Below are 23,771 nucleotides of genomic sequence, written 5' to 3'. Positions count from 1 at the left end.
TAGGTGATCGTGACATGAAGAAGAAAAAACTCGGCTTACTGCCGAAAATCCTGATTGCCATTATCCTAGGTATTGTGATCGGCTCATTATCGCCGGAATGGCTGGTTGCATCCCTGGCTACGTTTAGCGGGTTGTTCGGGAACTTCCTTGGTTTTGCTATTCCATTAATTATTATCGGATTCATTGCTCCCGGAATCGGAGAGCTCGGAAAAGGAGCAGGTCGTCTGTTAGGTGTCACTACCGGGCTTGCGTATATCTCCACGGTTCTAGCCGGTCTGTTAGCGTTTGTAGCAGCGACATTATTGTATCCGCATGTGCTGGAGGTTGGCGGCCTGATCAATTCCTATACCAATCCGGAAGAGGCGCTGCTGGAACCTTTTTTCAAGGTGGAGATGCCTCCCGTATTCGGCGTCATGACGGCTCTGCTGCTGGCCTTCACGCTTGGGCTGGGCGCGGCTATTATCAAGGGACAGGCTTTGCAGAAGGTGATGGTGGATTTTCGGGAGATTGTTGAGAAGCTGATCGCCTCGGTCATCATTCCGCTGCTGCCGTATCATATTCTGTGCGTGTTTGCCAATTTGACCTATGGCGGGCAAGTGACTATGATCCTGTCGGTATTCGCAAAAGTATTCATTATGATCATTGCGCTGCACGTGCTTTTCCTGGTCATACAATATTTCGTTGCAGGTCAAGTCGCGCGCAAGAATCCGTTTACCCTGCTGAAGAACATGGTGCCGGCCTATTTTACGGCTATAGGTACTCAATCCTCGGCTGCGGCCATTCCGGTTACACTGCGTCAAACCAAGCTGAACGGGGTCCGTGGGAAGGTGGCTGATTTTGTTATCCCATTGTGTGCAACCATTCACCTCTCCGGCAGTACGATTACGCTGGTAAGCTGCTCCATGGCGGTTATGCTGCTCACGGGTATGCCAGCTTCCATCGGGACGATGTTCCCGTTCATCCTGATGCTCGGAATTACGATGGTCGCCGCTCCCGGCGTTCCTGGAGGTGCTGTTATGGCAGCTTTGGGTTTGCTCGAGTCGATGCTGGGTTTCGATACAACGCTGACCTCGCTCATGATTGCCCTTTATATTGCGCAAGACAGCTTCGGCACAGCCTGTAACGTAACAGGAGATGGAGCGATTGCCGTGATCACGGACGGCGTGAGCAGGTCGGAACCTGCGTAGCATGCTGTACGTTAAGAGCCAGTTCAACACCTATTCGTGTGTTGGGCTGGTTTTTTTGTGGCATCGATGGCTTATGGCGGACGTTGGATTTTTTTTCGGTAAAATTAGAGGGGTTGAGGATGTTGGAGGGGGAAATTTTATGGATAATCTCGCTGACAGTAAACTTGTAAAATTACGAAAGAAGAAAGCAATGCATCCCATCTAGCATCAAAAAATTTCACTAAATCATAGAGCGGTTGCAAGCAGTGTTTTTATGAAGAGGAGAACAACCTATTATGAAAAAGAAAATATCTCTGTCTTTATCCGTTATTTTGTTAGTAGCGATGCTGGCATTTTCCCCTTGGATCACGGAGTCTTTCGCAAAGACAAGAGCCATGACAGACTTTGAGAAGAAATGGGAAAGTACCTCGGACGGTTGTGGATTTAATTGCTCGGGCTGCGGGTTTTTAAGTTCCAAGAAGGTGATGTTTGGCCGGAACGTGGAGTTGGCATTTGCTTGCGGTCTATCTCCAACAACGAACGGAGAAATGGAGAAAACGAACGGCAAGTTTTTCGTTTCGTTTTTGGGGACTGTGCATTGACTGTAAGATTATAGCCTTATAACTTCCAAGCAGAATCTAATAGACTTAATAATAGGAAGAAATGACTATATCACGATATGGTGTATGTGTATCATGGACATATGAAGGACCTCAGAACCTTTTCCAGTTATTTGAAATGAAGTAAAATTACTAGTTAACAAATGACGAAGAGGTTGACTTATGACCAAGATACTTGTGCCTCCTGAGGTGCTGCTCGCAGTGTCGGATCAATTTGATAGAGCCTCCGATCAACTGGAAACCAATAAAAATACTTTGAATCAACAGATCCAGATGCTGGTATCCTGTTGGGATGGCACGACGTGTTCTCGTTTTTATTATGATTTCCAGCAAGCTTACCGAGACATGAAGTTGACGATTGAGCACATGCAGGTGACCAGTCAGGAATTGAAGAGAATCGCCTATAGATTCATGCAGGTGGATAATGAGGCAGACCATACAGATCACAGATGTTTGGCTCCACAACTAGTGATCCCAGACGGGATGAGCGAAGTCCATTCTGGGAAGGGGATAGAGGAAAAGTCGTTTGGAGATCAACTGAAGGATCTGGGGGATGAAGCCAAAGCCTTCGCGGAGGGAGCCAAATCAGGGGCAACTGCGCTTTGGAGCTCGGTTAAAGATACGGCAAACTCCTTGATTGAGGACCCAATTGGCACCGGTAAGCAGATGGCGTACGATGCTACGGTCGGAACGGCTGAGGAGATCGTGAATACGACTGTATGGGGTGCCAAAATGGCATTTGATGTCGGGGATACCCGAGAAAAATTCGATGAGAGGATACAGACTGAGCAAGAGCGAATGAATGAGATGGGGATGTCGACCTATCTTGGGCAGCAGGGTGCCCTGATCCTTGGCGGCGTTGCTCTTAACCGGGTTGGGGTGAAGAAGACGCCTAATCTTAGGCATGATGCGGGTGGAGATGGCAGCAAGGAGCAGGGGAATGCGGGCAAGAACCATTCGAAGAATATCGATCTAAGTAAGATAGGGACTGGAAATATAGGAGACTTTCAAGGCGTTACAGACGTTAATGATCTGATTTCAAGAATACCTCCGGATGCAAAGCAAATTCCATGGCGGGAAGTACCTGGAGGAGCAAAGGAAGGCGTGAAATTTAGATGGCTTGATGAATCAGGGAAGACATGGGATATACGTGCACACAGTGTCGACCTATCAGCACCATCTGGAAGTAATGCCGCGAATGGCTGGATATATCGAGTAGAGGTCAAGCAAGTCGACCCCAAATGGAAATGGACCATGGATTCAAATGGGAACTTCCATAAAGAAAATGTCCTCAGAGCAAACAGTCCTCATTATGATGAGTCAATTGCTAATGATACGCATATTCCATTTACCCCATAATAAAGTGAGGAGAGAAATTTGAATATAGAAGATCTGAAAGAGACACTCTCAGGCTCTGATCATGAAGAAAAGATAGAAATTCTAAGTCACCTTCGTGATATTTTTGAGTCCTACAACAATTCAATTGATAATATTGAAGGTTTAATTGAATGGTTGCTGGATTTTGGCATCAAAGAAAAGAATAATGAGATCAAAGAGGAAGCATTTAATACAATACTTACAGCAGCAACTTATAAGGAAATAGATAACATTAATTTTGATATCTTAGCGATTCAACTTGATGATTTGCCAGAATCATGTCTTCACTACGCGTTAACGACTTTAAGTTTCACTTTCAGGAAAAAATATTTACCGTATCTAGTTAAGTACGCGAATCATGAAAACGCTGGGGTTAGAGCAGATGCTTTGAATGCTATAAACGAAATAGAAGGATACTGGAAAAAAAAGACGAATAGGCAAGATCGTTAAAATAATGTGTTAGGTTTACAGTTGGGGGATATGGGAAGGTTATAGTCGCTCCCTTTTGATCCTGACTGGTGTTATAAGAAAAAAAGAGATTCCCATCAATTGAGGAATCTCTTTTTCATGTATGTTATCTAATTCCGATATAACTCCTTAAGGATGTTCAATCCTTTTAATTGGTTTTCCTCATCCTGCTGCAATAGCAGCGAGTTAATTTCAAGGATAATGTCATTATCTTTTTTACCTAGTGACATAAAGTCAAAGAAGTCGATATTTAGCGCTGTTGTAATTTTTTCGAGGGTTTGAACAGTGAAATTGCCTTCTCCTCTTTCCAGCCTGCCTATATAGCTAAATGAGGACCCGATTTTCTCGGCAAGCTCCTCTTGAGTTAAGTTTTGGTTTTTTCGTATTTCTCGTATCGCAATGCCCAATGTTATTGCAACCGATTTATCCATAATATGTATCGACTCCTCTTATACAAGAAGTGTAGACGAAAGGCAGTTATTATTGGAGTCACTAAAAGATTTATTTTATACTGAAAATTGTCCTTAAAAGATATGGTGCTTGAGAGGATTTTTTGATAGGTTGTAAATATGTATAATTTTGGTGGGTCATTCGCTATTATTATATAGATTAACTAAATTATGGATGTTTCAGAGAGGGAATATTCTTATTGGAGGTTGTTTGAATTGATACATACAACCACGATACGGTCAGAACTGGAGACTTACCTCAAGAAGACGGGATTAACGATAAATCAATTTGGAGAGCTATCCAAAATTAACTCAGGAACATTAAGTACTATCATTAAGGGGGTTCGACCCATTGCCATGCAGCAGTTGGATCGTATTGTTGCAGCTATGGGATTGCCTGAGGGCAGCTTTTATGAGTTATATCTGGAGGAATGTTTCAGTTATCCACTCAATTGGAGAAGGCTGAAGCCATTTTTATATCGTTGTGCCGAACTGGATAAGCTGGAGTTAATTCAGAAGGTTGTACGATACATGACAGATAACCTATCTTATGTGCCGTTACTCTTTGATACAGCTGAAGTTTTATTAAACCAAGAAAAGCGTTCAGCAGCAGCAATCATATACGAATCTGTAGCCGAAAGCGAGAAGTATCAACATTCAGAGCGATTAGCACTATGTCACTACCGATTATTTACAATATCCATAGGGCATGACCAGGAAAAAAATCTTCGGGCTGCCACCAAATTTGAGGGATTCGTCGAGCGGTTAGATGAAATAGATCAATTGGATGCGTTGAAAGACTTAGTAAATATCTATAGTTCCCTTCGACAATGGGAAAAGGTTGAGGAACTAGCAGAAGAGATGGGCCGTAAGGCAACTATTCAGTACACTTACAAATACGAACAGGCTAAAAGGTATGATCTCGAGAAGGAACCTAAACGCCCGTTATTTTTGTACATTATATACTCCTATTTATTGCTATCGGGTGTTTGTGATGAACGAGGAGATTATGAGCAGGCTCTACGATATGTATCACTATACTCTGAACTGAGCTGGGTTCAAGAGGATTCGGAAGAAAGTCATCTAATTATAAATCAATATAAAATGTGGGCAGTGGCCAATACATACTTATACCAGCTGATGATGGGGAAGGTTGAGGTTCTGCCTCAATATGTAGCATATGTTGAATCGAGAGAAGCTGAGATCCTTCCGGCACTAATCAAAATTATTCAAGCTGCTAATAAGTATAATTTCAACATTGATTTTGTTCTGGAAAAATTCGAAAGTCAAATTTCTTCATACGCATTGAAGCAAGCCGATATTGGAACATATACTTATCAAGTGGTGGCCGATCAATATACTCGTTTTTTAAGCGAGTTATCTCTTTATTACTTGCGTAGTCAACGATATGATAGCGGTATAAACAGCTTGTTAGATTGTTTGGCTTCAGCTAGTGAAATACATAGTATTGCTATTCCAAAGAACTCAATAGTTGAGAAGGTTATTTATATGTTGAATAATCACAAATTCACTAGCAAAGGATAAGAAGGAAATCCTTGAAGCAAGCGTTATTTAGTAAGTAATTATAAGTGGTTTCTGACATAACAAATTAAGGGATATGATATGATTTTATTAGTGGTAGTAGCGAGTTTAGTGCGAATGTAAAGCGAACATAAAATACCAGGTAGATTCGCACCATGTTATATCCTTATAATACATTAATGTGAAAAATATGTATTTTTTATAAATGTCTATATGGATTAATATCTGTTTTTTTCTCTATAATTTCGTTATTTTTAGTTTAATTTGACCGAAAAACAGAGTCGCACCCTATAAGGGTGCGTGGATTGAAATTTGGAATCGAATAGAGACAGCAATGGACAATCCAGGTCGCACCCTATAAGGGTGCGTGGATTGAAATCTCGACTTGCTGGAGAAAGACGGGATGATTATCAAGTCGCACCCTATAAGGGTGCGTGGATTGAAATCGATTATGTATGCGGACGATGACGTTAATACTGCGCGTCGCACCCTATAAGGGTGCGTGGATTGAAATAGATATTGGACGAGTTACACCTTTACCGTAATGCCGTCGCACCCTATAAGGGTGCGTGGATTGAAATTTCTTCGTAAGGCCCTTCATAAATGAATTCGTGACGTCGCACCCTATAAGGGTGCGTGGATTGAAATTGCAAATGGATGTCATTGCTCCCCCACCTGGCGTCGCACCCTATAAGGGTGCGTGGATTGAAATCGACTGCCTTCGCCATCTCAGCGTGACCCATACGGTCGCACCCTATAAGGGTGCGTGGATTGAAATGTCTATCCTGCGAGAGGACGTAAATGGAATGTCCGTCGCACCCTACATGGGTGCGTGGATTGAAATTTTTGCCCTCAATCCCCTACAATACAGATAAAGTCGTCGCACCCTACATGGGTGCGTGGATTGAAATAGCAACGCTACCAAGCGCGGCGCGACCGGTGCAGTCGCACCCTACATGGGTGCGTGGATTGAAATAACTTATCCGTTCCGTTTTTCGCTCTATAGGGGAGTCGCACCCTACATGGGTGCGTGGATTGAAATAAATCCGATCCAGTCACGCCCCTCTAACGATGCAGTCGCACCCTACATGGGTGCGTGGATTGAAATTCCTTAATTGCAGCCTGGAGCTCTCTGGCGGACATGTCGCACCCTACATGGGTGCGTGGATTGAAATTTCCTGGCATATGTGGCAATAAAGGTCGGTTCCTGGTCGCACCCTACATGGGTGCGTGGATTGAAATGCTTCGTATCGTTCGCCAGGCTATCCAATACGCGGAGCGTCGCACCCTATATGGGTGCGTGGATTGAAATGTTGCAAGCGTCGGAAGCTCCAACTGACTCAAGTCGCACCCTACATGGGTGCGTGGATTGAAATTACGTGAAAGGCGATGACGAGCATAAGCCGGAGCGTCGCACCCTACATGGGTGCGTGGATTGAAATTTGAAGGTCACAGGTGCAGCGAAGGATTTTTTGTCAGGTCGCACCCTACATGGGTGCGTGGATTGAAATCGGGATACTCCCTGAGCTCGCAATGCGAAATACTCCGTCGCACCCTACATGGGTGCGTGGATTGAAATTTGAAACGTCTTTACGATGGAAACTGGAGATTCCGGTCGCACCCTACATGGGTGCGTGGATTGAAATTTGCCCTGGGTAACAATCTAGCGACAACAGAATCTGTCGCACCCTACATGGGTGCGTGGATTGAAATTGTCATGTGTATCATGTCTTGTATGAATTGATTAAGTCGCACCCTACATGGGTGCGTGGATTGAAAGTAAGCGTCAAATACTCCCCACATTTAATATCTCAATAGTCCATGAGAAAATGAGCATATCTTAAATCAAGGTGGTTATCTCATGGACAAACAGCAACGTTTGCAAGAATGGTTGGCTAGGATCACAGATTTTAAATCTAGCGGACTGACCATGTCCGCTTGGTGCCAAGCACATGGCCAAACCATTCACCAATTGAAATACTGGCTTCGGAAATTGAATGAACCGTCTTCCTCTACTTCTTCATCTTCTAGCGGATACAGCTTTCCGCCAAACTGTTCGAAAAATAACAAGTTCGAAAGATCCCCTGCGTAAAAGAACAAAATCAAAGCAGATCCGCATCCCCAGAGCCAAACGACATTCATGGCCGCTCTTGTACGCGGCGCAAATCGATCTTTGCTGCCTGCCAATCTGTTGTGAATTTGGTAGATAAGGTGTAGATCAAAGCAAATGTAACGAAAGAAGGCATATACACGATCGTTGTAGCCATTCCAGTAATAATGCCGTAAACGGAAATCGCATCGGAGGCACTCATGCCTGCAGCTTGCAGCCGATTGGGAATTAGGATAGCATCGAGAAAATCAGATGTGGGAACAATTAAACGTGTGGCAAGGATGGAGATCGCGGTCAAGATAAACCAAAATATACCGGGATTTTTCAGCTGCCGCCATTGCTAAAGTCCAGTTTGCGAATGCTAGAAACTACCAGTACCATCAGTAAAAGCATAAAGCTGCGACTGCACCTGCAGGAGCTCCCAGCATCGATGCGCCGACACCATAAGGGACACCGAAACGTAACCATGCAGCCGCAATCGTAATCATGATAGCAATGCGAAACAACTGTTCAATAATCTCTGATACCGCAATATAGCTGTTAAATTCCATTCCTTGTAGATACCCGCGCAGCAAACTAAGAAATGGAACGATCGCTATAGCTGGGGCAATACATTAGGCAAATTCAAGATGAGGATCACCCAGCAGGAGAGAGATTGGAGATGCGAGACGATAGCAATAAAACCCTAATACGATGCCGAACAAGACAAGAAAAATGGCTGTTCCTTTAAATAACTGCCACCCAAGTTTAGGGTCTCTGGCCGTAGAAAGGGAAATTGCCGTAGGAAATCCTCCCGCAATGACAGTAAGAATAAGCGTATACACCGAATAGGCCATTTGATAAAGTCCTATACCTTGGGATCCGAGCATCCGGAATAACACAATTCGTGCAAAAAAGCCTATTACCTTTAATTTTCTAGGTGTGTGGGTTTTGACGCCTACATGATGCTCTAGCTGCGGCAGACGGTGCCCGTGTGGTCTCAGTTAGTTCCGCGGGGCATCTCCGCTCGCCGGTGATATTCGATGATATTCACTTCTTGCGTCGTCCTTACGACTCGTTTCTTGCCTAGGGACAATCGAAATCAGCTGTAGTACTGTTCTCTGCTGAAGCATCAAGACGCGGGGTCAACGAGGCGTGTCTTTAGCTGGTTGTTTGCTCCCAAAAAGGGGCCAAATTGACCGATATAACCTCAATGACTTCTTCAAACATCGTTTCTACTGAGCGATCTTGAGGGGTCCGGCTCAACTGCAAAGCCGATCCGAATGTGCTCCAACTGATAACGAGTGCCATAGCTTCCAATTTTTCTTGCGAAAAGCCCTGTGTGTCCACTTCATTTATCCGTTTAAGCAGGAGTCGATGAAGATCCTGATGCATGGTATTTTCAAACATCGCTTCAAACTGCTTGTCTCCCGGCGTACTACATTGTTGAAACCGCATAAGGAAATCGAATATGGTTTGAATAAGGATTCGCAAATTGTCCGCATTGCATCTTGTTTCTTCCGGCAGTCTATCCCTTATAGTCATTTGGAACTTTCCCGTCATCCAATATTCAAGAAAATCATATTTATCCTGAAAATGTGCATAAAATGTTGTTCGATTTATGGTTGCTTGATTCGTGATATCGTGCACAGAAATGGAATAGACGTTTCTCTTTTTCTCAACCAAATCGTTAAAAGCCTGCACGAACAATTGACGGGTTCTTTTAACACGCGGATCCTCGGGATTTACCGACATTTTACCCCCCTCTTTCTCTTGAACTCAATTAACAGACAAAAGGACAAAAATGTTGGGAACACAACAAAAACAGCTTTTTGCAGGTTGTTTGCACAACTCAATCCTTTTATCCTTTACTTAGGAGGTTGGTGCTAGACTGTTGTTCAAAAAGTCACTGAAAATTCATTGCACACCTCTGCGTTGTTTTTTTAAATCTTGCTCGCGTACCCGGAAACGTCGCTTCGCAGATTTTAAAATAAACGACTTGATCTGTTTGTGTCTGATTCCGCGACTTTTTTGAACATGCACTTATACGAATATGATTGCACAAAGAAAATCGTATGACAAGAAAATCTCTATCTGATTTGCAAACGAAAGGATGAGTGCGGAAATGATTGTTGTTACAGGAGCGAATGGAAAATTAGGTCGGAAGGTCGTAGAGGAACTTCTCAAGCGTGTTCCTGCCGGGGATATTGGTGTAAGTGTCCGTGATGTGAACACGGCACAGGATCTAAAAGAACGCGGAGTTCGTGTTCGGCAAGGAAATTTCGATGATTCCGAAAGTCTTCTTCACGCCTTTGAGGAAGCATCTCAAGTTCTTATTATCTCGTCCCACTCCTTGGGAGAAGTTGCTGTTCGTCAGCATCAAACCGCAATCGACTCAGCAAAGAAAGCTGGTGTTAGTCAACTGCTGTACACTAGCCAAATGTTCTCATCTGCAACGTCGCATTTTCCTCCTATGAACGTCCATGCTGCTACAGAAGAGATGCTAAAATCTTCAGGAATGGCTTTCACGTCGCTGCGAAACGGCTTTTATGCCTCATCAGCGATAATGTGGATGGGTGATGCCTTGAAAACAGGGGAATTGATTGCTCCGGAAGATGGTCCTGTTGCCTGGACCACCCATTCCGACCTGGCTGAAGCCACAGCGGTAATCCTGACAGAGCAGAGATATGACGGTATAACTCCTCACCTTACGGCTTCCGAAGCGATTGACATGGATAGAATCGCATCTATTGCTTCCAAGGTCTTGGAGCGACCGATTCGGCGAATTGTCGTGTCGGATGATGAATATCGGAACCACTTGATGTCCAGAGGACTGCCGGAAGCGATGGTCGGCATGCTTATGGGTATGTTTCAGGCAAGTCGACAGGGAGATTTCTCGCAAACTAATCCCGTTTTGGAAAACCTGATTGGCAGATCCTCAGTGAGTTTTACGGATTTTTTAAAAGACTCGATTTCTCAATAACGCTTTAACACTGACTGTTTTGGAACATCGGAAGAGTGGTGTCCACTATGGATGACCTGATCCGTTCTTGACAAAAAGCGAAAAAAGTTATGAAAACCTGGCTGCTATAGTAGGGACAATGAACAATAATTCGTATAAGATGAGAGTATAGATTGAAGTATCATAGTCGGTCTTTATACACCAGTGGACAGATTATTGCCATGGTCGTCAAAGCTGCCGTTGACCTTAACTACTTTTAAAGCTTAGATTCAACATAGCGCGGCCCTCAACTTGATGACAAGGTGGGGGCTGTTTGACGCTTACGATTGAAATCCGCAGAATAAATTCGTCATGCTGCCGGAAGGACCGCATCGCACCCTACATGGGTGCGTGGATTGAAATTTTCATTTAATCTGTTGCTCCGCAAATTTCGTAGAAGTCACACCCTACATAGTTGCTTGCTTTGAAGTGGCCGCATTCCTAGCTGAGTAAAAAGTAGTATTTTACAATGCATACTTAACATAAAAACAACGGTAATTCGCAGATTTTTGCGATCATCCGTTGTTTTTTAGCTAATTCAGTTATAAATGATAGAAAATTGTATATTTCAGGAAGGTCTTGGAGATGCGTCTGCAGAATTATATATGTTAGGAATATTAGTATTTTAATAGGAATAAAGAACTATGTTGTATGTATATACAAGGCAAATAAAGGGGGCATAAGATGGCCTATATCGCCCATATTCGCAAAAGTGACCTGGAGCATCAGTCTGTTGAGGAGCATCTACTCGGTGTCAAAATTCTAGCCGAGATGTATGGGGAGCCTTTAGGTGTTAAGCATATTACGGGGCTTGCTGGGATGCTTCATGATATGGGGAAGTACACGGATAAATTCAAAAATTACTTATACGAAGCTTTAGAAAATCCTGAGTCTCCTCCGAAAAGAGGCAGTGTTGATCACTCTACCGCTGGGGGGCGTCTGCTCTATAAGTTATTTCATACTGGGAGAATTGATAGATACAAGGGCATTTTAGCAGAGATTGTAGGTAACGCGATCATATCTCATCATTCTTATCTAAAGGATTTTTTGAGTCCTGAATTGGAATCGAATTATTTAAATCGTGTTCGGGACAAAGAGATAGAGGAGTATGAGGAAAGTGTACGACGTTTCTTTGAATATACAATTGGTGAAGATGACTTCCGTCTATATGTTAACCAAGCAGAACTTGAATTAAGTGAATTCATGGGTAGAAACTCATCAATCACCCTAGAGAATAAATGTATGTTCCTCACTAAGTTTGTTTTTAGTGCACTTATTGATGCGGATCGAACCAATACCAGGTGTTTTGAGGAAAAAAGTTTAGATGAATACAAGAGGCCGCACTTCGAGGGTCTCTTTGATACCTACTACAGCAGATTGATGAAAGAGATAGATTCCTTTGCAAGTTATAGTTCTTCACCAATTAATCGACTTCGAAATCAGATGTCAGAGCAATGCGACCGTTTTGCTGAAAAACCCTCGGGTATTTATACGTTGTCGATCCCAACGGGCGGCGGTAAAACATTGGCCAGTCTTCGATATGCACTCAAGCATGCTCGAACTTATAACAAAAGGCATATTATTTATGTCTTACCATACACGACAATAATAGAACAGAATGCAGCTGAAGTGCGACGGATTCTTCAGGATGACGCTAATATACTGGAGCATCATTCCAACGTGGTTGAGGAATCTGATGAAGATGATGAACATATGGAAGGTATGTTGTCCGTTCGGGAAAAGTTGAAGTTAGCCAAAGACAACTGGGACTCTCCAATTATTTTTACTACGATGGTGCAGTTTTTGAATGTGTTTTATGACAAAGGGAGTCGAAATATTCGCAGACTTCACAATTTGAGCGAATCCGTCATTATCTTTGATGAAGTGCAGAAGGTACCTGTTTCATGTGTATCCCTATTTAATACAGCACTGAACTTTCTGAATCTGTACGCTCATTCTAGCATTGTTCTTTGTACGGCTACGCAACCAGCACTTGATTTCGTGGAGCACAAACTGAGTATCAGTCCAGATGCGGAAATGATCAAGGATATACAACAAGTAATTACGGCATTCAAAAGAGTAGAGATACAGGATTGTGCAACAGATCATTTTTTTAATAATGAGAGCCTAGTAGAATTTATCACTGATCGGATGGGCGAAACAAAAAGTGTTTTAGTGATTTTGAATACGAAATCCGTTGTCAAAAATTTGTATCAGCAACTGTTAACGGGCATCTCCGAGATTCCTATTTACCACTTAAGCACATCAATGTGTGCTGCTCACCGAAAAAAGAAACTGGATGAAGTGCGGGAACTTCTAAAGAATGGAGACAAAGTGATTTGTGTCAGCACGCCATTAATTGAAGCCGGCGTCGATGTCAGTTTTGAATGCGTCATTCGCTCCTTAGCAGGCTTGGATTCGATTGCGCAGGCAGCCGGAAGATGTAACCGTCATGGGGAACATGTTCTGAGACAGGTGTATGTGATTGATCACGAAGAGGAGAACTTGAGACATCTTAAGGAGATTCAGAAGGGAAAACAGATTTCCAAGAAAATTTTGATCGATTTGAAACGGGATTCCTTGTGTCATGGCGGTCACCTATTGTCTGTGCAAGCAATGGAAAAATATTTTCAGGAGTTCTATACGGATTTCAAATCGGCATTGGACTATTCGATTCCTAAATTAGGACAGAGTATGACCAACTTATTATTCGGGGGATTAGCTAATAACAAATACTATCAGGAGTACGCTACCAACAAGAAGGTCAGGCTGCCTTTGTTTATAGTCAACAGTTATCAGACTGCGGCAGAGCATTTCAATGTGATTGATGACCGTAATACTTCAGTAATCGTCCCTTACGGAGAAGAAGGTAAGGACATTATAGCAGAGCTTAACGGGGCTGAGCGTATTGACGACTTCTCGAAACTATTGCGAAGAGCGCAGCAGTTCACTATCAATTTATTTGATCATGAATTGCGGACCTTAGACAAGAACGGTGGATTAGAACGGATATTGGATGGACAAATGATGGTGCTGCGTGACGGAGCATATAGCGAAGAATTTGGACTCGATATGGAGAATGATAGCTGGTCGGGTTTGGAATTGTATTAGTCATATTTTTTGAAAGGAGGTGAATCTATGAGAAACTCCGTAGAGTTTAAGGTTTATGGTGATTACGCATTATTTACTGATCCTCTGACAAAGCTGGGCGGGGAGAAACTTTCCTATCAGGTGCCGACGTATCAGGCTATTAAAGGCATTGTAGAGTCAATTTATTGGAAACCCACACTAATTATGGTCATTGATAAGATTCGTGTCATGAAAGCGATCCGTATGGAGTCGAAAGGCATTCGAACAATCGATTATAGCGGAGGCAACACGCTTGCTAATTACACGTACTTAAAGGACGTAGAATATCAAGTGCGTGCTCACTTTGTTTTTAACATGAACCGACCGGATCTGGAATTTGATCGTAACGAACATAAACACCATAACATATTAAAACGTTCGCTTCAGGTTGGTGGTCGCAGAGATATCTTTTTAGGTGCACGTGAGTGTCAAGGATACGTGGAGCCGTGTGTTTTTGGCGAAGGCGAAAGTTTTTACGGTGGCTATGGGGATATTCATCTGGGTCATATGGTGCATGGGATTAATTATCCGGATGAAACCGGTAGAGAGCAATTAGAGGTAAGACTCTGGAACGCTGTTATGAAGGATGGGGTTATTACTTTCCCTAGGCCAGAGGCGTGTACTCAGGTCCGCACTATCTCGGATATGAAGCCGAAGCATTTTGATCATACCAATGTGGAATCTGCAGATCAATTGTTAGCCAGTTGGGGAGAGGAGGGGAATCCATGAGCTGGCTCATGAAATTATATGAAACGTATGAATCGAATCTGGATTGTGTCGGAGAAACGGAGCAGCGATATAATCGTGAATTTACACTACTGCCTGTATCACACACAACTCAGAATGCTCATATAGAAGTCACTGTAACCGAAAGTGGAGAGTTTCATTCTGCCGAGGTTATTGTTGATAAAAGTGATATGAGTACACTGATCCCATGCACTGAAAAATCAGCAAGCCGTGCCGGGGCGGTGATTGCTCCTTATCCGCTGCATGACAAGCTGAGTTATGTATCCGGAGATTACGTCGCTTACGGCGGTAAGATTAAGGGAGAGGAGCCTTTTGCAACTTACATACAAGAACTTCAGAACTGGGCTGATTCACCCTATACACACTCCAAGGTGAAGAGTATCTATCAATATTTAAGCAAGAAGCAATTAATTCATGATTTGGTGAGGTGCAGTATTCTTTGTGTGGACGGGGCCAATCAGCTTATTGAAAAATGGGATAAGAAATATGAAGCTTTGTATCCTGAGAAGCCTGCGATTTTTAGTGTTGTGGCTGGCGAACAGACAAGCGCATTTATCCGCTTTAATGTGTATTCGCCTGATCGAATTCTCACAAAGGTTTGGAACGATTCTGAAATGTATCTTTCATTTATCCAATATTACCAAGAGCAGTTGGGTAGCGAAGATCTTTGTTATGTGTCCGGTAAGAGGTTGCCGAGTACGGACAAACATGCGAATAAAATTCGAAATGCTGCTGATAAGGCTAAACTGATCTCGGCGAATGATACGACAGGTTTTACTTTTCGAGGACGATTTATCCACAGTAGGGATGCTGCAAGTATCAGTTATGACGTGTCGCAAAAAGCACATAATGCATTGAAATGGCTCATTAATCGGCAAGGTAAAACTATGGATCAGCGGGTATTTCTGGTATGGGGGAACGATGCTTTAGTTCTTCCTGATCCTTCAGAAGACACCTTTGCCCTTGATCCTGAGGCCATATCAGAGGCCATCATTAAATCGAGTACTAATACAGCACTTGCGAGCGAAGTAGCTAAAGCCTTGGACGGTTACCGGAACAAATTGGTTTCGAAATCGGATCCATTCAGTGGAGAGGTCAATATTATGATTCTTGACTCGGCAACTACGGGGCGTATGGCTGTATTGTATTATCGTAATTTAAACATGGAAATTTATTTAAATAGGCTAGTGAAATGGCACACCTCGTGCGCGTGGCTCCATCGGTACCGAAAAAATGAACAGGGCGAATTCGTTTCTTTCTATGGAGCGCCGTCAACAAAGGATATCGCTTTTGCCGCTTATGGGCCAAGAGCCGGGGACAAGCTGGTCAAAGGTTTAATGGAGCGTATGCTTCCATGTATTGTGGATGGCACCAAAGTTCCTCAGGACATCATCAAAAATGTATATATTCGTGCTTCTAACCCGGTATCCATGGAAACTTGGGAATGGGAGAAAACGCTGAGTATTGCTTGCGCATTGATTAATAAAGATTTTACAGATCGACAGGAGGGACTTGGATTGGCACTGGATGTGAATAACGATGACCGCAGTTATTTGTTCGGACGAATGCTTGCGGTTGCGGATGTACTGGAACGACGAGCTTTAGGCGATGAGAAGCGGGCGACAAATGCCATACGATACATGAATGCCTTTGCTAAGCATCCCGAGCGCACATGGCAAGTCATTCAAGCAGCTTTACAGCCTTATCAAGCCCGATTGGGAAGGGACGCGACCTATTGGAGTAAGATCATTGATGAAATCGGGTATGCGTTCAAACCCGAAGAGTTTAACAATAAATCTTTGAGCGGCCAATATCTGCTCGGCTTTTATAGTCAGCGTCATGAGCTCTACCAGAAGAAAAATAAAACTGACGATGCTACTGCATCAGAAATATCTAACGATTAAGGAGTGATTGGAATGAGCAATTTGGATCATAAAATTGATTTTGCCGTTATTTTATCTGTACATAATGCTAACCCGAACGGAGACCCGCTTAATGGAAACCGTCCAAGACAGAATTATGACGGTTATGGCGAGATTTCCGATGTTGCGATTAAGCGCAAAATCAGAAACCGTCTGCAGGATATGGGGGAGACCATTTTTGTACAATCCAACGATCGTAAGAACGATGAATTTAATAGCTTGCGTGAGCGTGCAGACGGCAATGCTGAGCTGAGTCAGATTTTGAAGTCAAAGTCCGTATCCAGTGATGATTTTGCTAGAGTGGCATGTCAGGAATGGATTGATGTCCGCAGTTTCGGGCAGGTGTTTGCGTTCAAAGGCTCAGGCTCCGGAGGTGTTTCTGTCGGCGTAAGAGGGCCGGTATCCATTCATACGGCAAGAAGTGTAGATCCCATTGATATAAGCAGCATGCAGATTACGAAGAGTGTCAATTCCGAGTCAGGCAAGGATCGTGGATCGGATACGATGGGGATGAAGCATCGGGTGGATTTTGGCTTGTATGTGTTCTATGGAAGTGTGAATACGCAGCTGGCAGAGAAAACCGGATTCACCAATGAGGATGCGGATAAAATCAAACAGGCATTGGTTACCCTTTTTGAGAATGATTTATCTTCGGCCAGACCGGATGGCAGTATGGAAGTGCATAAGGTGTATTGGTGGGAGCACAGCTCCAAATTAGGTCAATATTCATCCGCAAAGGTACATCGTTCCTTGAATATAACATCCAAGACGGACGAACCGAGATCATTTGAAGATTATGCGGTTGAAGTGTACGCACTAGATGGGCTAAAGGCTGAAGTTCTGGATGGACAGTAATCAAGACGAAGATTATTTGATGCTCTCGGGCATTCAGCATTTTGAATTCTGTAAACGACAGTGGGCACTCATTCATATCGAGCAGCAATGGGAAGAAAACGTGAAAACAGTAGAGGGCCAATACCTTCATCGTAAGGCAGATCAGCCCTTTATCCGTGAGAAACGCGGAGACAAGCTTACCGTTCGTGGGATGCCTGTAAAATCGGAGGAACTCCAAATTACAGGGATCTGTGATGTTGTTGAGTTCATTAGAGACGATGATGGTGTCTCGATCCATGGTGCAGAAGGCCATTATTTGGCTTATCCCGTTGAGTATAAGCGCGGGAAGCCTAAAGTTAGCGATGCCGATGTTTTGCAATTAGCTGCACAAGCCCTTTGCCTGGAAGAAATGCTATTGTGTCGAATGACTACTGGTTTTCTTTTTTACAATGAAATCAAGCATCGAGTCGAGGTGCCTCTAACAACGGAAATCAAAGACAAAGTGAAATCCATTGTTGCTGAGATGCATGACTACCATCGACGGAAGCATACACCAAAAGTGAAGACTGGTTCTTTTTGCCGTAGCTGTTCCCTTCATGCCATATGTATACCGGAGATTATGAACAAACGAACGGTCAGGAGCTATCTCGAGGGGAAAATCAGAGAATGAAAAAACTCTTAAACACGTTGTTTATCACACAGCCGGATGTGTACCTATCTCTTGATGGAGATAATATTGTTCTATTGAAGGATCAGGAGAAGCTCGGCAGACTTCCGTTGCACAATTTGGAATCGGTGGTTGCCTTCGGTTACACGGGAGCAAGCCCAGCACTAATGGGGTACTGCGCTGAGAGGAATATATCCATTGTTTTTATGACGATGAATGGCAGATTCTTGGCAAGAGTCATTGGTGCGAGCAAGGGCAATGTAATTCTACGTAAGAAGCAGTGCCTTGTGTCGGAAAATGAGGCTCTCTCAGCAAGGATTGCACGCAATTTTATTGTAGGGAAAATATATAACCATAAGTGGATTCTTGAGCGAATGACAAGGGATTATCCTCTCCGTATTGATGTGGAGAAATTTAAAACAGGATCACAGAATTTATCTTCCATTATGATCAGTATTCGTGAGTGCGAGGATCTGGAGCGAATTCGGGGGTTGGAAGGGCAAGCGGCATTAGTCTATAACCAATTATTCGACCACATGATTTTACAACAAAAAGAGGATTTCTACTTCCGAACCCGTTCTCGTAGACCTCCTCTAGATAACGTTAATGCTATGCTGTCTCTTGCGTATACGTTCTTGGCTAATGATACGGCATCAGCGTTAGAGGGCGTTGGGCTAGATGCGTACGTTGGTTTTTTGCATCGGGACCGCCCAGGCAGGGCCTCTCTGGCCCTGGATTTGATGGAAGAACTGCGTGGCGTTTATGCAGATAAATTTGTTCTATCATTAATAAACAAGAAGGTCATCAACAAAGAGGATTTTCTGAGGAAAGAAAATGGAGCCGTGATCATGACGGATGAGGGAAGAAAGAAATTTCTGACCGCATGGCAAAACAAAAAGCAAGAGAAGATTACACACCCTTATCTTGGAGAGAAAATCTCTTGGGGACTGGTTCCCCATGCACAAGCCTTGTTGTTAGCACGTCATTTGCGCAATGACTTGGACGAGTATCCTCCATTCTTCTGGAAGTAGGTGCAGTCAATGCTTGTTTTGATAACTTATGATGTGAGCACAATGAGTAGCGAGGGCCAGCGAAGGCTAAGAAAAGTATCGAAAATTTGCCAAGACTATGGACAACGCGTTCAACACTCTGTTTTTGAATGCATTGTTGATGCTACTCAGTTTGCTGTGTTGAAAATGAAACTGATAGATGCGATAGACAAAGAACAAGATAGCCTTAGATTCTATCAACTTGGAAACAACTATAAGAATAAGGTAGAACATGTAGGCATAAAGGATTTTTTGGATATGGAAGGCCTTTTAATTTTGTAGTGCGAATCGGAAGCGAACATGATTTCACTGGGGGATTCGCACCTCAAAAATTACATTAATTTATTAAATTAACAAATTAAGTATGTTTTTTCGGGACATTTTCACAATAACAGAATGCTTTTTTAATGAAATGCCGATTATTTGACTTTTTTTGTTTAAAAATCGGAGTCGCACCCTTCGTGGGTGCGTGGATTGAAATAAATCTCCGCACCCAGTCGTTCATCTTCTCCAAGTCGCACCCTTCGTGGGTGCGTGGATTGAAATTTCCTCTCTAAAGGGATGGAAACCCGGGTATACGTCGCACCCTTCGTGGGTGCGTGGATTGAAATATCTAGAAAATCTTGACGTGAAACCCCACTGGATTACGTCGCACCCTTCGTGGGTGCGTGGATTGAAATAGATATATCAGCAAATATTCCATAATTTGTTGAGTCGCACCCTTCGTGGGTGCGTGGATTGAAATAGCAAGGACCACACTGACGTCTCCGGCGACACCGAGTCGCACCCTTCGTGGGTGCGTGGATTGAAATAGATAATCAACTACTTCCTCGCCCTTGTGATTATCGTCGCACCCTTCGTGGGTGCGTGGATTGAAATATATTGGATCAACCAGGAACCTGATGAGTTTGTCGTCGCACCCTTCGTGGGTGCGTGGATTGAAATCTTGAGCATGGCAAAAGCGCCCGCATATAGAAGCGAGTCGCACCCTTCGTGGGTGCGTGGATTGAAATATCACGTTGGTCGGAGCCATGGCTGAGTGGGAGCGCGTCGCACCCTTCGTGGGTGCGTGGATTGAAATTGTAGGTATCGAGGCTGAAATGGGCGGATCGGCATTGTCGCACCCTTCGTGGGTGCGTGGATTGAAATCATAGTGACATCACTTAAGTTATCACTGTAGTATTCGTCGCACCCTTCGTGGGTGCGTGGATTGAAATGCTCATCAAGCGTTAGGAGAGGCAAAAGCATATAAAGTCGCACCCTTCGTGGGTGCGTGGATTGAAATCATTGATCCATCTTATGATACAACCGAAGGCTATCTCAGTCGCACCCTTCGTGGGTGCGTGGATTGAAATTATATATGATTCCAGAACTGTTTTTCACAAGAACCGTCGCACCCTTCGTGGGTGCGTGGATTGAAATTACGTACCTGAGCCAAATCGGCCAAAGCTGCCTTGGTCGCACCCTTCGTGGGTGCGTGGATTGAAATATGGGCAACCTGTATGATGTGACGGCTAAACCTTTGTCGCACCCTTCGTGGGTGCGTGGATTGAAATACGTAGGACAGTATCGTAAATAGCAATGTTGTGGTCGCACCCTTCGTGGGTGCGTGGATTGAAATAGTAAAGGTCTTGATCTTGGAACATTGGCTCAAAGTCGCACCCTACATGGGTGCGTGAATTGAAGTTGAAACTAAATTTGATGGCAGAGGTGAACCTGTGAGAATGACGATTCTCGTACAAGCTGTTTTACTTGGCTGGGATCCTGTTGTCTCCCACGTATATCATCATGAGCCGTGGTGATCAGGCGATAGGTCGCTTTCCATCAAAACGGGTTGCTCTGCATCAGGTATGGTTGCTCTTCGCAACGTACGGGATGCATCCACTTGTCCATCCCCCCGGAGGGGGATTTCAAGAAAGGGTTAACCCGCTATAATGAGCCATAGGCCGTGCACAGCCGCGAAATAAATTATTTGAAATTGAATATACATTGCCTAAATATGGGAGATCATGTATTGTTCATGAATATTTCATCTGCTATGATTTTGTATTAGGTATAAAGAATCAGAGAATTGGGGTTGAAGATCGATGAACCGTAAAATGATAGTAACCACAGCCGCTTCTTTGTTAGTCGGTGTGGTTGCAGGCACAGGCATTATGATGAATGATCAGGCTTACCAGTCGGTGAAGCAGGCAGTAGGCGGAAGCGCAACAAATAACTCGATTGGTCAGATCGATATCACCAGTATGGATATTGAGACCGCATTGATGGCTGTACAGCAGCAGCGGACTCAATTGCTGGATACACAGCTTAACAACCAGATTCAAGACGTGCAGAAGCGCAACGAGGAAATCGCCAAGAAGAACGATACGATGGCGGAGATTAACGGTGCCTTGGCCGGTGAATCGGTAAATGGCCAGTATTTGATTCCGGATGATCTCGCCGCCAAGCTTGCAGCGGAAGGAATCGCGGACGCATCCAAGAAGGAATACACGGCAGAAGAGCTTATACAAGCAACCGAGAAGCTTAAGGGGTCCATCGACAATCTTTCGAATTCCCAGCAGATGGACATGCTCCAATTGCAGTCGATGACAAACAAGCGCAACGAAGCTTTTGACGTAATGTCGAATTTCATTAAAAAAATGGAAGATTCGCGCAGCAGCATCATCGGAAATATGCGATAATAGAGTCGTTACATAATGAATAGAGAGGAATCTGCCGTCTGGCGGATTCTTTTCGTCTATGGAGAGAATGTAAATGACGATGCTGGCAATTGATTTTTTGCGTAATCATACGCTGTTTCGCGGTGTGCCGCTGCATGAGCTGGAAGGTGCCGTCCAATCGATGCATGAAGAGCATTTTCATGACGGCGATGACTTGATTGTTGAGGGGAGCTACGGCAATTCCTGTTATTTTATCATGAGCGGACAGGTTCAGATCGTGTCCCGGAATTTGATCGGCCATACAGTGACGCTGGATGTCTTGGGCGAGGGGGCATTGATCGGGGAGGTTTCTCTGTTCCTTGAAGAAAAAAGGACCTCGGGTGCCCAGGCCATTGGTGAAGTGACGGCGCTAAAGCTGGAGCAGAACGCGTTCAGCCGTCTGGCCGCGGCTAGTCCGATGTTCCATGAAAGCTTGTCCTTCTCCGCCCGGATTCGCACGATGCATGCGATGCTGAGCAAAGCGACGATCTGGGCCGCGATCCCGAACGCGGAGCTGCGCGGGCTTGCGGAAGTTACGGTCAGACGGAAAGTCTACAAGGGCGACGTCATTGTAGCGGAAGGCGCCCTGGCGGACCGTTTCTACATGATCGCCGAAGGCCGCTTCGAAGTGCGCAGCGGTCGGCGGAAGAAAGCGATTTATAAGCCCGGGGATTATTTTGGCGAGATGGATCTGCTGAGCGGCGATGCGCATACGGGAACGGTGACGGCCCTGGAGAACGGCGAGCTGATGGTGATGGGCCGGGATGAATTTCATTTTGTTCTGCAGCAGTATGAGCCAGTCCGGCGGCAGTTCCATGAAGTGCTGCGGATTCGCAGGCCCGATCTGCTGTCGGATGAGGTGCTGGCTAAATTGCACCACACGGCAGCGGATACCGTCGCTCCGAATGCTCCGAAGGAAGCAGCGGCTGCGGTGGAGGCCATGAACCTGGCTCCGCCGAAAAAGGAACGCTGGATGGATGTGCTGCTGGCGCTTGGCGGTATCTTCGTTGTATTGACTGTGCTTGCCATCTGGCTGAAGCAGCCTCTGTGGATATATGCTGCTATGATCTCCGGCGGATTGGTGGGACCGGTGTCCTTTGTCGCTTATATGAGAAGCTCCCAATTGCTCGGCTTCAAGCCGATCAGGCTGGCCTCGGTATTCGTGGCCTCGGGTATCATTGCCGTGCCGATTGCCTGGATGCTGGAACGCTTATGGTCGGTTGGCAGTGGACTGGAGACCACGACGTCGGAGCATATTCAAGCAGCTCTTATGATCGGCGTCATTGAGGAAATTGCGAAGCTGCTGGTGTGTTTCCTGTTTCTCCGCGGCCGCAGGCAGCGGTTTCTGATGGATGCTGTGGTATTCGGGGCAGCAGCAGGCATGGGCTTTGCTGCGATAGAGAGCATTCTGTACGGATACATGTACTTGCAGCAGCATGCAACTTCGGGGATGCTGGCTGTTCTGTGGGTCAGAGCCCTGCTGTCCCCATTCGGACATGGAACCTGGACGGCCATTGCCGCTGCCGGTTTGTGGTACGGGCTGAGGGGGGCATCGAAGCGATCTGCCCGCACGAATCGTGCGTTGATGCCAATCCTGATGATGATATCCTTGCTGCTGCTCAGCATCCTGCTGCACGCGGCATGGGATTATCCTTATGCCGCCGGATTATGGAAGATGGCCGGCATGGTACTGGTCGGAGGTGTCGGGATCTGGCTGCTCATCATGCTCATTCGCCAAGGCACGAAGGAGGAGCGGGAGATGCACCGTGCCGTCAACCCTGCCCAGCAGGTGGAGGACCGAATCCGGCATGCGGTCGGCCCGAACGCTGCCAGGGCGGGCGTCAAGGCATCCGGCTCCGCGCAGCCGTTGACCTGCGCGGCTTGCGGCACCGTGTCACCTGCGGGGACGCGTTACTGCGGCCGCTGCGGCCAGGCTTTGCAGCTCTAATACATAAAGGGATAGGCAAAAGGCTTGAGAGCCCGGTCTGCCTATCCCTTTTTTTCATGGA

17 protein-coding genes, 2 pseudogenes and 2 CRISPR repeat arrays are annotated in these 23,771 nt (G+C 44.9%); of the genes and pseudogenes, 16 read left to right on the top strand and 3 right to left on the bottom strand.

The window, feature by feature from the left end:
* Nucleotides 1–14 precede the first annotated feature (14 nt).
* The 4 genes from WDY75_RS25470 (at nucleotide 15) to WDY75_RS25455 (ending at nucleotide 3,613) form a co-directional block, all read left to right on the top strand.
* The gene (locus WDY75_RS25470; protein ID WP_063478692.1) at nucleotides 15–1,187 is read left to right on the top strand and encodes a dicarboxylate/amino acid:cation symporter; all 1,173 of its coding nucleotides are present in this window, start codon (nucleotides 15–17) and stop codon (nucleotides 1,185–1,187) included.
* A gap of 275 nt (nucleotides 1,188–1,462) precedes the next feature.
* A complete protein-coding gene (locus WDY75_RS25465) occupies nucleotides 1,463–1,768 on the top strand; it encodes a hypothetical protein (protein ID WP_006208431.1) in 306 nt (101 codons plus the stop codon).
* 180 nt (nucleotides 1,769–1,948) lie between these two features.
* Nucleotides 1,949–3,145, top strand: a complete 1,197-nt coding sequence (locus tag WDY75_RS25460; RefSeq protein ID WP_063478694.1) for a WXG100 family type VII secretion target — start codon at nucleotides 1,949–1,951, stop codon at nucleotides 3,143–3,145.
* Between the two features lie 18 nt (nucleotides 3,146–3,163).
* Nucleotides 3,164–3,613: a hypothetical protein gene (locus WDY75_RS25455; RefSeq protein WP_006208433.1), complete on the top strand. Its 450-nt coding sequence runs from the start codon at nucleotides 3,164–3,166 to the stop codon at nucleotides 3,611–3,613.
* A 128-nt stretch (nucleotides 3,614–3,741) separates the two neighbouring features.
* Here the strand turns inward: WDY75_RS25455 and WDY75_RS25450 are convergent, their stop codons facing one another.
* Nucleotides 3,742–4,062, bottom strand: coding sequence for a helix-turn-helix domain-containing protein (locus WDY75_RS25450; RefSeq protein WP_006208434.1), 321 nt, complete (start codon nucleotides 4,060–4,062; stop codon nucleotides 3,742–3,744).
* Between the two features lie 375 nt (nucleotides 4,063–4,437).
* Between WDY75_RS25450 and WDY75_RS25445 the strand changes: the two genes are divergently transcribed.
* Both WDY75_RS25445 and tnpA read left to right on the top strand, forming a co-directional pair.
* The gene (locus tag WDY75_RS25445; RefSeq protein WP_231888010.1) at nucleotides 4,438–5,625 is read left to right on the top strand and encodes a lipopolysaccharide assembly protein LapB; all 1,188 of its coding nucleotides are present in this window, start codon (nucleotides 4,438–4,440) and stop codon (nucleotides 5,623–5,625) included.
* Nucleotides 5,626–5,902: 277 nt separating this feature from the next.
* A CRISPR array of direct repeats spans nucleotides 5,903–7,402; the repeat unit is 32 nt; unit sequence GTCGCACCCTACATGGGTGCGTGGATTGAAAT.
* Nucleotides 7,403–7,483: 81 nt separating this feature from the next.
* Nucleotides 7,484–7,585, top strand: a pseudogene (gene tnpA, locus WDY75_RS30810) (IS66 family insertion sequence element accessory protein TnpA); the annotation flags it as partial.
* Nucleotides 7,586–8,112: 527 nt separating this feature from the next.
* Here tnpA and WDY75_RS25440 read toward each other — a convergent pair.
* Together WDY75_RS25440 and WDY75_RS25435 are read right to left on the bottom strand one after the other, a co-directional pair.
* A pseudogene (locus tag WDY75_RS25440) lies at nucleotides 8,113–8,601 on the bottom strand (oligosaccharide flippase family protein).
* Between the two features lie 271 nt (nucleotides 8,602–8,872).
* Entirely contained in the window at nucleotides 8,873–9,397 is a 525-nt protein-coding gene (locus tag WDY75_RS25435) for a TetR/AcrR family transcriptional regulator (RefSeq protein WP_231888011.1), read from the bottom strand.
* A 439-nt stretch (nucleotides 9,398–9,836) separates the two neighbouring features.
* Here WDY75_RS25435 and WDY75_RS25430 point away from each other — a divergent pair, with 439 nt between their 5' ends.
* The 10 genes from WDY75_RS25430 to WDY75_RS25385 all read left to right on the top strand — a co-directional run bounded on the left by WDY75_RS25430 (nucleotide 9,837) and on the right by WDY75_RS25385 (nucleotide 23,710).
* Nucleotides 9,837–10,694 carry an SDR family oxidoreductase gene (locus WDY75_RS25430; RefSeq protein ID WP_063478698.1) on the top strand — a complete coding sequence of 286 codons (858 nt, stop codon included), beginning with the start codon at nucleotides 9,837–9,839 and terminating at the stop codon, nucleotides 10,692–10,694.
* 702 nt (nucleotides 10,695–11,396) lie between these two features.
* On the top strand, nucleotides 11,397–13,823 hold the full coding sequence (locus tag WDY75_RS25425; protein WP_063478699.1) for a CRISPR-associated helicase/endonuclease Cas3: 2,427 nt from the start codon (nucleotides 11,397–11,399) through the stop codon (nucleotides 13,821–13,823).
* A gap of 27 nt (nucleotides 13,824–13,850) precedes the next feature.
* Complete coding sequence (cas5c, locus tag WDY75_RS25420; protein ID WP_063478700.1) at nucleotides 13,851–14,570, top strand: type I-C CRISPR-associated protein Cas5c; 720 nt, start codon at nucleotides 13,851–13,853, stop codon at nucleotides 14,568–14,570.
* Nucleotides 14,567–16,492, top strand: a complete 1,926-nt coding sequence (gene cas8c / locus WDY75_RS25415; protein ID WP_063478701.1) for a type I-C CRISPR-associated protein Cas8c/Csd1 — start codon at nucleotides 14,567–14,569, stop codon at nucleotides 16,490–16,492. The genes cas5c and cas8c overlap by 4 nt, the downstream gene beginning before the upstream one ends.
* A gap of 12 nt (nucleotides 16,493–16,504) precedes the next feature.
* Nucleotides 16,505–17,365, top strand: a complete 861-nt coding sequence (gene cas7c / locus WDY75_RS25410) for a type I-C CRISPR-associated protein Cas7/Csd2 (protein WP_063478702.1) — start codon at nucleotides 16,505–16,507, stop codon at nucleotides 17,363–17,365.
* The gene (cas4, locus tag WDY75_RS25405) at nucleotides 17,355–18,014 is read left to right on the top strand and encodes a CRISPR-associated protein Cas4 (RefSeq protein WP_063478703.1); all 660 of its coding nucleotides are present in this window, start codon (nucleotides 17,355–17,357) and stop codon (nucleotides 18,012–18,014) included. Before cas7c ends, cas4 begins: the two co-directional genes overlap by 11 nt.
* Nucleotides 18,011–19,042, top strand: a complete 1,032-nt coding sequence (gene cas1c / locus WDY75_RS25400; protein WP_063478704.1) for a type I-C CRISPR-associated endonuclease Cas1c — start codon at nucleotides 18,011–18,013, stop codon at nucleotides 19,040–19,042. Before cas4 ends, cas1c begins: the two co-directional genes overlap by 4 nt.
* Before the next feature lie 9 nt (nucleotides 19,043–19,051).
* Entirely contained in the window at nucleotides 19,052–19,342 is a 291-nt protein-coding gene (gene cas2 / locus WDY75_RS25395) for a CRISPR-associated endonuclease Cas2 (RefSeq protein ID WP_063478705.1), read from the top strand.
* Between the two features lie 167 nt (nucleotides 19,343–19,509).
* Nucleotides 19,510–20,747: direct repeats of the CRISPR family, unit length 32 nt; unit sequence GTCGCACCCTTCGTGGGTGCGTGGATTGAAAT.
* 400 nt (nucleotides 20,748–21,147) lie between these two features.
* Nucleotides 21,148–21,744 (top strand): hypothetical protein, encoded by a 597-nt coding sequence (locus tag WDY75_RS25390; protein ID WP_006208436.1) that lies wholly within the window; start codon nucleotides 21,148–21,150, stop codon nucleotides 21,742–21,744.
* Between the two features lie 73 nt (nucleotides 21,745–21,817).
* Nucleotides 21,818–23,710 (top strand): cyclic nucleotide-binding domain-containing protein, encoded by a 1,893-nt coding sequence (locus WDY75_RS25385; RefSeq protein WP_063478706.1) that lies wholly within the window; start codon nucleotides 21,818–21,820, stop codon nucleotides 23,708–23,710.
* Nucleotides 23,711–23,771 lie beyond the last annotated feature (61 nt).

The sequence above is a fragment of the Paenibacillus glucanolyticus genome (assembly GCF_037333485.1).
GTDB lineage: Bacteria > Bacillota > Bacilli > Paenibacillales > Paenibacillaceae > Paenibacillus_AQ > Paenibacillus_AQ glucanolyticus.
The sequence above is the reverse complement of the archived record's forward strand: the minus strand, read 5'-3'. Positions and strand labels throughout refer to the sequence as shown.

What these genes read in the sequence shown, in the direction of transcription:
- WDY75_RS25470 (WP_063478692.1), top strand. Translation starts at nt 15, where the DNA reads ATGAAGAAGAAAAAACTCGGCTTACTGCCGAAAATCCTGATTGCCATT.
- WDY75_RS25465 (WP_006208431.1), top strand. Translation starts at nt 1,463, where the DNA reads ATGAAAAAGAAAATATCTCTGTCTTTATCCGTTATTTTGTTAGTAGCG.
- WDY75_RS25460 (WP_063478694.1), top strand. Translation starts at nt 1,949, where the DNA reads ATGACCAAGATACTTGTGCCTCCTGAGGTGCTGCTCGCAGTGTCGGAT.
- WDY75_RS25450 (WP_006208434.1), bottom strand. Translation starts at nt 4,062, where the DNA reads ATGGATAAATCGGTTGCAATAACATTGGGCATTGCGATACGAGAAATA.
- WDY75_RS25445 (WP_231888010.1), top strand. Translation starts at nt 4,438, where the DNA reads ATGCAGCAGTTGGATCGTATTGTTGCAGCTATGGGATTGCCTGAGGGC.
- WDY75_RS25430 (WP_063478698.1), top strand. Translation starts at nt 9,837, where the DNA reads ATGATTGTTGTTACAGGAGCGAATGGAAAATTAGGTCGGAAGGTCGTA.
- WDY75_RS25425 (WP_063478699.1), top strand. Translation starts at nt 11,397, where the DNA reads ATGGCCTATATCGCCCATATTCGCAAAAGTGACCTGGAGCATCAGTCT.
- cas5c (WP_063478700.1), top strand. Translation starts at nt 13,851, where the DNA reads ATGAGAAACTCCGTAGAGTTTAAGGTTTATGGTGATTACGCATTATTT.
- cas8c (WP_063478701.1), top strand. Translation starts at nt 14,567, where the DNA reads ATGAGCTGGCTCATGAAATTATATGAAACGTATGAATCGAATCTGGAT.
- cas7c (WP_063478702.1), top strand. Translation starts at nt 16,505, where the DNA reads ATGAGCAATTTGGATCATAAAATTGATTTTGCCGTTATTTTATCTGTA.
- cas4 (WP_063478703.1), top strand. Translation starts at nt 17,355, where the DNA reads ATGGACAGTAATCAAGACGAAGATTATTTGATGCTCTCGGGCATTCAG.
- cas1c (WP_063478704.1), top strand. Translation starts at nt 18,011, where the DNA reads ATGAAAAAACTCTTAAACACGTTGTTTATCACACAGCCGGATGTGTAC.
- cas2 (WP_063478705.1), top strand. Translation starts at nt 19,052, where the DNA reads ATGCTTGTTTTGATAACTTATGATGTGAGCACAATGAGTAGCGAGGGC.
- WDY75_RS25390 (WP_006208436.1), top strand. Translation starts at nt 21,148, where the DNA reads ATGAACCGTAAAATGATAGTAACCACAGCCGCTTCTTTGTTAGTCGGT.
- WDY75_RS25385 (WP_063478706.1), top strand. Translation starts at nt 21,818, where the DNA reads ATGACGATGCTGGCAATTGATTTTTTGCGTAATCATACGCTGTTTCGC.